Raw genomic sequence first — 1,244 nt, 5'->3', positions numbered from 1 at the left:
GCCGATGGCAGGCCGGCGCCCATGGTCGCCAGGGCGTTGTCCAGCAGCACGGTGTTTGGCTTGTGCGCTTTGTAGTTGCGGGCGAACCAGATCTTGTAGATGCCGTTGTCCAGGGCGACGATGCCTTCGGACGGCAGTACACGACGGATGTCAGCCACCATGCGCTGTGGGTAGACCGGGAAACGGTCGTCGTCGGCGCCTTCGGCGATCTGTGCTTCGTTGGCTTCACGGATGGCCATCAGGCGGGTGAAGTCCCAGTGCGACGTGTCGTTCAGCGCTTCACTGATCTGCCATACGGCGTTGGCGATGTCGCCGATCACTTCTACTTGCGGGAAGTACACGGCATCGACTTCGGCAGCGCGGAAGTTGATGTGGATGACTTCGGTGCCGCCACGGACCATGAAGAACGGTGGCTTCTCGATCACATCGTGGCCGATGTTGATGATCAGGTCGGCGGCTTCGACGGCGCGGTGAACGAAGTCGCCCGACGACAGCGCAGCGTTGCCGAGGAAGCGCGGGTGGCGCTCGTCGACCACGCCTTTACCCATTTGGGTGGTGATGAACGGGATGCCGGTCTTGTCGATCAGTTGCTTGAGGACCTTGGCGGTCATCTTGCGGTTGGCACCGGCACCGATCACCAGAATCGGGTTACGCGCGTTCTGCAGTTTCTCGACGGCAGCTTCGATGGCCACGTGCTCGGCCAGCGGGCGGCGGTGCAGGCTGCGCGGGATCGGCAGCGCGTCGGTCTGCTCGGCGGCGATATCTTCCGGCAGCTCCAGGTGCACCGCACCCGGCTTTTCTTCTTCGGCCAGGCGGAAGGCTTCGCGCATGCGCGCCGGGATGTTGTCGGCCGAGGCGAACTGGTGGGTGTATTTGGTGATGGGGTCCATCATGCCGCACACGTCAATGATCTGGAAGCGACCCTGCTTGGACTTCTTGATCGGCTTCTGCCCGGTGATCATCATCATCGGCATGCCGCCCAGGTAGGCGTACGCACTGGCGGTTACCAGGTTGGTGGCTCCAGGGCCGAGGGTCGACAGGCTGACGCCGGTCTTGCCGGTCAGACGACCGTAGGTGGCAGCCATGAAACCTGCAGACTGCTCGTGACGGGTCAGTACCAGCTTGATCTTCGACTTGCGCAGGGATTCGAGCAGGTCGAGGTTTTCCTCACCGGGAATGCCGAATACATACTCGACACCTTCGTTTTCCAGGCATTGCACAACGACATCGGCGGCCTTGGCCAT

General features: G+C 62.1%; 1 protein-coding gene. It reads right to left on the bottom strand.

Going from position 1 to position 1,244, the window contains the following annotated elements:
- Positions 1-1,244: acetolactate synthase large subunit (locus tag ACF8FG_RS05660; RefSeq protein WP_392518633.1), on the bottom strand; the 1,244-nt coding region annotated here is incomplete at its 3' end.

Origin of the sequence: Pseudomonas sp. YQ_6 (genome assembly GCF_043103245.1) — a bacterium.
GTDB lineage: Bacteria > Pseudomonadota > Gammaproteobacteria > Pseudomonadales > Pseudomonadaceae > Aquipseudomonas > Aquipseudomonas alloputida.
The sequence above is the reverse complement of the archived record's forward strand: the minus strand, read 5'-3'. Positions and strand labels throughout refer to the sequence as shown.